Raw genomic sequence first — 8,857 nt, 5'->3', positions numbered from 1 at the left:
GTGCGCGCTTTTGGCGATAATTTCCAGGCTGCAGGAACCAGTACGATCTTAATTGAAGCAGGCGGTTATGCAGATGACCCGGAGAAACAGCATATCCGGAAGCTAGTGTTCGTTTCAATCATGGCCGGCCTATTCTCCATATCGGAACGCTCTTTTCTCCGGAAAACGGTAACTGATTATTTCGCTATACCAGATAACAAGCTTCACCATTTCCAGGTCCTTTTTAGAAACTGCCAGCTGAAAGCGGAAAGCGGAAAGCTGAAAGTTGAAAGCGTCGAACCCAGCGCATACACAGTCGATGTCGGCTTAATTGCTAATGAAATCATAGCGGAGGATCTGAGATCAACAACCTACACCTACATCATTGGGGATATCGGGGATCTGTCGAACAGGTTCGGGTATAAGGATATTAACTGCGAATCCTTTAAACTGATCCAAACGAAGAAGATGGTTTTTGATGAGCCGGCGGACCTGGTTTTGATGGATGGTCTGGAGGTTTTACTTTCAATTGAGAATGGGGTTATTACTAACAGCTCAATTTAAGTTGTACGCGATCCCCTTACGTGGTATGTTTTCTAGAAACTGGGCCAGGCTGAAAGTGGAAAGTTGAAAGCTGAAAGGGGCAATTAGTAAACGATGGGATTATAGGAGTCCAATTTTTTATAACGGCCGGGATACAGAAACAGCAATATCAATAACTAGATCTGCTGATTTTTATCAACCTTTATCCGGGGTTGGTGGTCTCTAACTGGTGTCTTAACTCTGGTATACGTACGGATAAGCTTATATGCCAGCGTTTCGCCACGGTACAGATCAAAACCTAGCTTATTCTCCTTCGCTTCATAGATTGCACCTCGGAAAGTTAACAGACCGTCTTCGAATTGATATGGTGTTATTACTACGTCGCCGGAACTACCCCTCAACGTCCAAACGTCCATTCTTTGCTCATTTACAAATGAAATGTGAACTATTACAGGTGTTTTACCGGTCCCAGCCTCCATTAATTGAAATTGTCGCCCCGCAAGTGATTCCTCTTTTTTGTCACAGGCAATCAGCAGAATACCAGTTATCAGGAGTAATGAAAGATTCTTCATAGCCGAATATAGCAAATTGACTTGTTTGATTTAGCCCCAGGGTATAACTTAATGTATTTTGGTTGATTATTATGATTTCGGTCTAATTTTTGGAAATGACAGGATTTACTACTTATCTTCATACAAAGTTCCAGGTCACTATAATTTACCATTTGAAATTACCAGTCAAAACTCTCAACTCTCAACTCTCAACTCTCAACTTTCAACTTTCAACTTAAACTATGGCTCTTAACTACGTCTGGATCGGATTCTTTGTCATTGCTTTTATTGTTGCCCTTATTAAGTTGGTGGTGCTTGGGGATACCGCCATTTTCAATAATGTGGTAAACGGCATGTTCGACAGCGCCAAAACGGGTGCGGAAATTTCGATCGGACTTATTGGGATCATGACCTTCTGGCTTGGGATCATGAAGATCGGTGAACGTGCAGGCATGATCTCACTTTTTGCCAAAGGACTGAGCCCCTTCTTTAGCCGCCTTTTCCCTGATGTGCCGAAAAGCCATCCGGCAAACGGTTCTATTATCATGAACTTTTCGGCAAATGCCCTGGGGCTTGATAATGCGGCTACCCCGGTAGGATTGAAAGCAATGCAGGAACTGCAGGAGTTAAATCCCGTAAAGGATACAGCCAGTAATGCCATGATCATGTTCCTGGTTTTAAATACAGCCGGGATAACCCTGATACCCACTTCTGTTATTGCCCTGCGGATGGCAAACGGTGCGGTTAACCCGGCAGATATCTTTATTCCCTGCCTGATCGGAACATTCATTTCTTTCCTGTCGGGGATGATCGCTGTAGCTATCTATCAGAAAATAAATCTTTTACAATTGCCAATCCTGGCTTTCTTCGCGTTTTTCATCGCCCTGATGCTTGGCTTATATTTTTGGCTTGGTGCCTTGCCTCCGGATCAGATCGCTATATATGCCGGATTGCTGGGCGGGATCATTATATTTTCAGTCATCACCTTATTTATAGTCCATGGAGCGACCCAAAAGATCAATGTCTACGAAGCATTTATTGATGGTGCTAAAGAAGGTTTTTCGACTTCGATTATGATCATCCCTTTCCTGATCGCTATTCTGGTGGCCATTAGTGCATTCCGTACAACAGGCTGTATGGATTATGTTGTTAATGCTATCGGATCTTTTGTTGCCCTTTTTGGAGCCGATACCAACTTCGTTCCTGCCCTGCCGGTTGGCTTAATGAAAACCCTGAGCGGCGGCGGTGCCCGCGGACTGATGGTCGACGTAATGAAAACCTATGGCGCAGATTCTTTCCAGGGAAGGCTCGCCTGCATTATCCAGGGGTCAACCGAGACTACTTTCTATATCCTGGCGGTGTATTTCGGATCTGTTGGTATCAAAAAACCAAGATATGCGCTGGTATGTGGCTTGATCGCCGACTTTGTGGGAGTGGTGGCAGCTATTATATTGGCGTATATGTTTTTCGGGTCGACCATCTAAGTAGTAAGTTATAAGTCGTAGGTTATAAGTTTTCTAGACGCCGTACAAACCGTTCGCGCTGGGATAAAATTTCTATTATCATATCACGTTATTCTCCGCCCAGAGAACTTACGCCTAGAACTTTTTATACTTATAAGTTTCTCGGTTAAGCCGTCTACTCAGTAACGTATTATCTACAACTGTCCTCCGCCCAGCTACTTATATCTTAGAACTTACCACTTACAACTTTCCTTCCCCGAAACAAAATTAACCCTTGCTCTTTTAAAATTCCTTAAACAACTATTTACACAAAAACGCACAATTACTTGACAGCGTTTCAAACAAGCACGCCTTTCCTATCGTTATTATAACACCTAAGACCATAACTATGGAAATTCACGCTGAAACCATGAACCGCTTCTGCAGCCAGTACAGGATTGTGAAGCATTATATAGAAGATCTTCCTTCTCAGGCGATCCATACACGATTTATACCTGATAAATGGTCGATCCATGAAACTATAGCTTATTTATGCCGGTACCAGTATGTTTTCATGGACAGGCTTAAAAGCATAAGCACAGAGATAAACCCATTCTTCTTAGTCTATAAGCCGGAGAATGATCCGGAATACCAGTTCACCGCTGCCCGGACAACGGGTGCTTTGCTGCACGAGATCTATCGTGTCCGCGACGAGATGCAGCGCATGCTTAAAAATCTTAGCTCGGCGGAATTCTCGCGGGTTGGTACCCATGCTGTTCTGGGGCGCATGAATATCTGCCAGTGGCTGGAGTTTTTCCTGTTACACGAGTCACACCAGTTCTATAAGATATTCAAACAGGCCAGCAATTTCTGGAGCAACGGCAGCGTGCATCACGGTAACGTGATCAGTATGCCGATCTCGGGGGCGCAGGTTGATGAGATGGCTGGGTAAGGAAGGATTAAGAGCCGGATGTCATCCCGAACCCGCTCCTCGCGGGGAGGGAACTTCGTACTAAAATAAACGATATTCTTAAATTATCTGCCGGGAGGTAATTGTTCGTAGGTCCCTCGCTGCGTTCGGGATGACATACGTGAATGACAATACGTCTACGTGCCATGCCATCGGAGCCCATTTTTCGCAGCAGACCCAAATTCATAATAAACCTACCGCCACTGTAAAATATCCCCGTATCTTGCTACCTGATACTTGATACTTTAAATATGGAACTGGAACATTGCATCGGTACTACCTGTACATCGGTTGAGATTGGAAAAGATAAGTACCGGACAGAGATCAGGTCCAGCGGTCATACTGTTATTTCTGATGAGTCGGTAGAAATGGGCGGCAAGAACGAAGGTATGAACCCGAATGAACTATTGCTTGCGAGTCTGGGTACCTGCACCGCTATGACACTTAGAATGTATGCTGATCGAAAAGAATGGCCCGTGGATAGTATCTGTGTGGACCTGACCATGGATATCGTGAAAGGGAATGAGCAGCAAACGACCTACATTAAACGCCACATAAAAATTGATGGTAATCTGAGTGAGGAACAGAGGCACAGGATGCTGCAAATTGGTGATATGTGCCCGCTGCACAGGATCATGACGAGCCCGATAGTGATTTCGAGTAATCTGATACCGGAATGATGTCATCCCTGCCTACCGGACAGGCAGGCCGGGCCCGCTTTTCGCGGGGAGGGAACTTTCAACTAAGGTCCCTCACTGCGTTTCGGGATGACATATCGGCTAAACTCGTGATTGCACGAAGGTCCCTCACTGCGTTTCGGGATGACATATCGGGTGAACCGTTCATGATTGTATGAAATTAATTCACTGCTCGGATTCCCAAATGGCACACTTCTTGTAATAACCCTATACAGACCCTACTTACCTATAAAAAAAGGCCTTTTGATTCAAGCTCAAAAGGCCTTTATATTTTAAGCCGATTGCAGATAATCGCCTTTCCTACTCGCCAAATAAAAGCAATGCTATGATCAGGGTTACTACCACATTAAACCCCTGCGCGATCAGGAAAGCATAAAAGGGCTTTTTACTTGCTTGCTGAACAGGTCGGCGGGATCAGGGCTCCAAGGATAACAACTACCCAGTCTTCGTGGATAATATTTTTTTTGTTTCGGACATATTATAGTGACGTATTTGTGTGAAAAATATCTTTAAGTGCTTGTTTTGCGGCATGGTAGCCGCACATTCCGTGAACACCGCCACCAGGAGGAGTTGATGAGGAGCAAATGTAGAGCCCTTTCGCAGATGTTCGATAAGGCGAAAGCCTGAATGCCGGTCGGGTGAATAGCTGGGCCAGGTCGATGACGCCGCCGTTGATATCGCCGCCTATGTAATTCGGATTGTACACTTCCACCTCTTTGGTATTCATAGTGTGTTTGGCGAGGATCAGGTCCTTAAACCCCGGGGCAAAACGCTCCACCTGGTTTTCGATAGCAGCAGTCATATCAACTGTCGACCCATTCGGGACGTGGCAATACGCCCAGACTGTATGCTTGCCTTCCGGTGCCCGGCCTGGGTCGAACAGGCTTTGCTGCGCCAATAGTACGAATGGCTTATCGACGTGCTGCCCCCGCGAGGTGAGTAATTCGTTTTGCGAGATCTCTTCGAAGGTATTTCCAATATGTATCGTTCCTGCCTGCCTGGCCTCAGCGGATGTAAAAGGTATTGGTCCATCAAGTGCCCAGTCTATCTTAAATACACCCATTCCGTAGCGATAACGCTCCAACTGCCATTTGTAAAGAGGCGAAAAGCGTTCGCCTGCAATTTCCAACATTTGTTTAGGTGTAAGGTCGAACAATATCGCTTTCGCGGATGGGACGTCTTTGATTGACCGTACGTGAACCCCTGTTTCGATCTTCCCGCCAATAGATAGAAAATATGAAGAAAGAGAATTGGCTATTTGCTGGGATCCTCCAAGCGGCGCCGGCCAGCCTTCAAGGTGCCCCGTTGCCAGTAACACCAGACCGATAGCGGATGTAGCTAAATTAGTCAGGGGCTGAATCGAATGTGCTGTCATTCCCGCCCACAAACCTCTAGCTTCTTTAGTTTTAAATTTACCAGCAAGTGAGGCAGCTGATCTTAATGCATTTAAACCAAAAGCGGCCATATCCAGGGGATGTTTTGGGAAATGCAATGGGCCAAGTACATCAGGTGCCATTCCGGGCCAGCTTTTAACTAATGGCGCTAAGAGCTCTGCATACGCTGCAGCATCACTGCCCAGGCCAGAAGCCGTTTCGTCAACCGTTCCCTTAAGAATTGCTACAGTTCCATCGTCAAACGGGTGTGCCGCTGCTACTTCCGGATAAAGATATTCCAGGCCATGCTCAACAAGAGGCAGCTTGTTGAAAAATGGAGATCCCGCTGCCAGCGGATGAATTGCCGAACATATGTCATGAAGAAATCCAGGTATGGTAAGTTCAGCAGAACGCAAACCTCCCCCAATAGTTTCCTTTGCTTCAAGGATCAGGACAGAGAGACCGGCGTGCTGCAGCACAATAGCTGCTGACAAACCATTCGGACCGGAACCTACTATTACCGCATCGTATTCTGTATTCACGCAGATTTCTTAATGATGGGAAGATCGTTAATTAAGTGGAGAGTTGAAAGTGGAGAGTTGAGAGTTTTTGAAATTCAGAAAACTAACTATCCGCTTCATGTTACGTAAACGGCATATCTTGCAACTTTACGCAACTTATCACCATGAAAGCGAAAAACATTTGCAAATATCTGCGGGTTATTAATATATTTACTCATGAACCTGCAATTAACACTATTATGCAAATAAATTCCAAAATCTAAATACTTTTTTATGAAAAAACTGCTACCCACTATTCTTGTGCTTCTAACTGCGCTTAACCTCTTCGCGCAAAATGCTCCTAAACGAGAGCTTAGAGGTGTGTGGATAACCACTCACACCAGCCTTGACTGGCCTGATCGAACGAAAACTCCCGACCAGCAGCGAACTGCCCTTATAGGAATCCTTGATCACAATAAAGCTACCGGAATGAACGCCGCCTACTTTCAGGTTAGGAGTCAATCCGATGCAATGTATCCCAGCGCTTTAGAGCCATGGTCATATTACCTCACTAACAAGCAGGGCACTGCCCCTTCACCCCAATGGGACCCATTACAATTTGCCATCCAGGAAACTAAAAAGCGCGGAATGGAATTCCATGCATGGATAAACCCCTACAGGGCAGTCGCCAACATTGCCAACGCCAATACCTCGGCGCATTATGCATCCACACATGTCTCAAAATCGCATCCGGAATGGATGTTAACTGTGGGAACAGTTCAGATCCTGAATCCCGGATTGCCTGCGGTAAGAGAACATGTAACCAATGTTATAGTTGACATCGTAGAAAGATACGATGTAGACGGAATCCATTTCGACGATTACTTCTACCCAAGCGGCACTGCTGGTGATGACGCAGCTTATAACGCGGATCCACGCGATTTTCCTGCAACTACTCCCGGTCGTGCAGACTGGCGCCGCGACAATGTAAATCTGCTTATCAAACGCGTTTCTGACAGCATAAATGTTCTAAAACCCTGGGTGAAGTTTGGCGTGTCTCCTTCAGGTATTTACAGAAGCAGCACAGACCCTAATGTGGGTTCTCTTACATTTTCAGGAGCTTCTCAGCATTACAGCTCCTTGTTTGCCGATACTAAAAAATGGATACAATCGGGATGGGTAGATTATCTCACTCCGCAGGTTTACTGGTTTATAGGTCAAGGCGGATCGGATTATAAGGTACTTGTGCCCTGGTGGAATAATAACGCATTTGGAAGGCACATTTACATCGGTATAGCAGATTATAAGGTCAATAATTTCACTGGCTGGACCAGCCGCTCTGAAATACCAAACCAGGTTCGATTAAACAGAAGTAATCCAAACGTCTTTGGTCAGACTCATTTTCGGCATGCCTTTCTGGTAGGTAACAAGCTAAACTACCGGGATTCATTAATGCAGCGTTTCTATAATAAGCCTGCACTTCTTCCCGCAATGCCCTGGAAAGACAATGTTGCACCTGCAGCGCCGGATTCACTTGGTTTAACCAAAAGTTCGGGCTCAGTCGTTCTTTCGTGGAACAGGCCTGCTGCTGCATCCAGTGAATTTGATAAAGCAAAAAGGTTTGCCGTATACCGTTCAAACAGTCCTGTTATAGATAAGGAAAATGTCAACAACCTTATCGGGATAACAAATCAGGACGAAGACACCTTTACCGATAATTCTGTTGCAGGCGGTACTTATTATTATACGGTAACCTCGCTGGACAGACTTTACAACGAAAGCACAGGATCGAATGTTGCCAGCAACGAAACGGTTAAACCTGTTGTAGTTGTTCAGAACATATCGCGCAACCTGGTTAACGGCACGGTTTCAATAACTGCATCAGAGATCGATAACGGATCTTCGGATAACTGGGGAATTGCTTCCATGCAGCTTAGTAAAACAACTTTCGACTGCACCAACATCGGGCCGAATACCGTAACTTTAGTAGTTACAGATAAGGCAGGAAATATAGATTCTGCAACAGCGGTAGTTACGATCAATGGTCGCATTCCAAATCCGGCTATTGCAGTCAGCCGCGATAACACCCCCGACACTGGATTGCCCACGAATACCATTGCTCTTGGCTATGGTGCTCAAACGGTACAACTAACTGCGTCAGACAGTACAGCGACCAGCGGCACTACATACTACTGGAGCCCTGCTGCGGGATTAAGCAGCACCACGGGTGCCAATGTAACCTTCGCTCCTACAGCAGCAGGCAGCTACACATTTGCTGTGGAAGCTAAAAGTGAATCAGGTTGTATTTCAGTTAAATCGGTAACGGTTGAAGTGATCGATGTACGCTGCGGTGATAAGATTTTGGTTTATAAAACCCCGGGTAACGGTCCAAAGCAAAAGTGTGTACAGCTTTGTGTTTCTGCAAATGCAGTCCCAGCACATTTGGCAAATGGTTCATCGCTAGGAAAATGCGCCGAAGGAACTGATGTACAATATGCAAGTGAGGAAGAACCTGCCGACAATAACGAGGTATCGGTTATCAAAGGGTATCCAAATCCCTTCACCACTCAGTTTACCCTAACTTTTAAATTGGATAAGAAACAAAACAATGTGACGCTTGATATTTATGACCTTGCTGGGAACAGGCTGAAGCGTGTTTATAGCGGCAATGCTAATGAGGGTCAGGAATATACGTTCCCGATAGATGCCAGCAGTTTCCAGGGTCAGTTTTTCAACGCCCGGCTTACCACACCTGGAAAGGTTTATAACTTCAGACTGGTAAAGGATTAATGACCCACGTG

6 protein-coding genes and 1 pseudogene are annotated in these 8,857 nt (G+C 45.5%); 5 read left to right on the top strand and 2 right to left on the bottom strand.

Annotated features, from left to right (window positions below; translation table 11 throughout):
• Positions 1–543: pseudogene (locus WKF69_RS03200) on the top strand (hypothetical protein); the annotation flags it as partial.
• Positions 544–698: 155 nt separating this feature from the next.
• Here the strand turns inward: WKF69_RS03200 and WKF69_RS03195 are convergent.
• Positions 699–1,094, bottom strand: coding sequence for a hypothetical protein (locus WKF69_RS03195; RefSeq protein WP_340379465.1), 396 nt, complete (start codon positions 1,092–1,094; stop codon positions 699–701).
• Between the two features lie 221 nt (positions 1,095–1,315).
• On the opposite strand from WKF69_RS03195, the gene WKF69_RS03190 reads away from it, so the two are divergent.
• The 3 genes from WKF69_RS03190 (at position 1,316) to WKF69_RS03180 (ending at position 4,165) form a co-directional block, all read left to right on the top strand.
• The gene (locus tag WKF69_RS03190) at positions 1,316–2,557 is read left to right on the top strand and encodes a nucleoside recognition domain-containing protein (RefSeq protein WP_340379464.1); all 1,242 of its coding nucleotides are present in this window, start codon (positions 1,316–1,318) and stop codon (positions 2,555–2,557) included.
• Positions 2,558–2,924: 367 nt separating this feature from the next.
• Entirely contained in the window at positions 2,925–3,467 is a 543-nt protein-coding gene (locus WKF69_RS03185) for a DinB family protein (protein ID WP_340379463.1), read from the top strand.
• Positions 3,468–3,736: 269 nt separating this feature from the next.
• The gene (locus WKF69_RS03180; RefSeq protein ID WP_340379462.1) at positions 3,737–4,165 is read left to right on the top strand and encodes an OsmC family protein; all 429 of its coding nucleotides are present in this window, start codon (positions 3,737–3,739) and stop codon (positions 4,163–4,165) included.
• 496 nt (positions 4,166–4,661) lie between these two features.
• Here WKF69_RS03180 and WKF69_RS03175 read toward each other — a convergent pair whose 3' ends face one another.
• Positions 4,662–6,098: an NAD(P)/FAD-dependent oxidoreductase gene (locus WKF69_RS03175; protein ID WP_340379461.1), complete on the bottom strand. Its 1,437-nt coding sequence runs from the start codon at positions 6,096–6,098 to the stop codon at positions 4,662–4,664.
• Between the two features lie 252 nt (positions 6,099–6,350).
• Here WKF69_RS03175 and WKF69_RS03170 point away from each other — a divergent pair, with 252 nt between their 5' ends.
• Positions 6,351–8,846 carry a family 10 glycosylhydrolase gene (locus tag WKF69_RS03170; RefSeq protein WP_340379460.1) on the top strand — a complete coding sequence of 832 codons (2,496 nt, stop codon included), beginning with the start codon at positions 6,351–6,353 and terminating at the stop codon, positions 8,844–8,846.
• Positions 8,847–8,857 lie beyond the last annotated feature (11 nt).

The organism is Daejeonella sp. (assembly GCF_037719425.1).
GTDB lineage: Bacteria > Bacteroidota > Bacteroidia > Sphingobacteriales > Sphingobacteriaceae > Daejeonella.
This window is presented reverse-complemented; position numbering and strand designations above follow the sequence as displayed.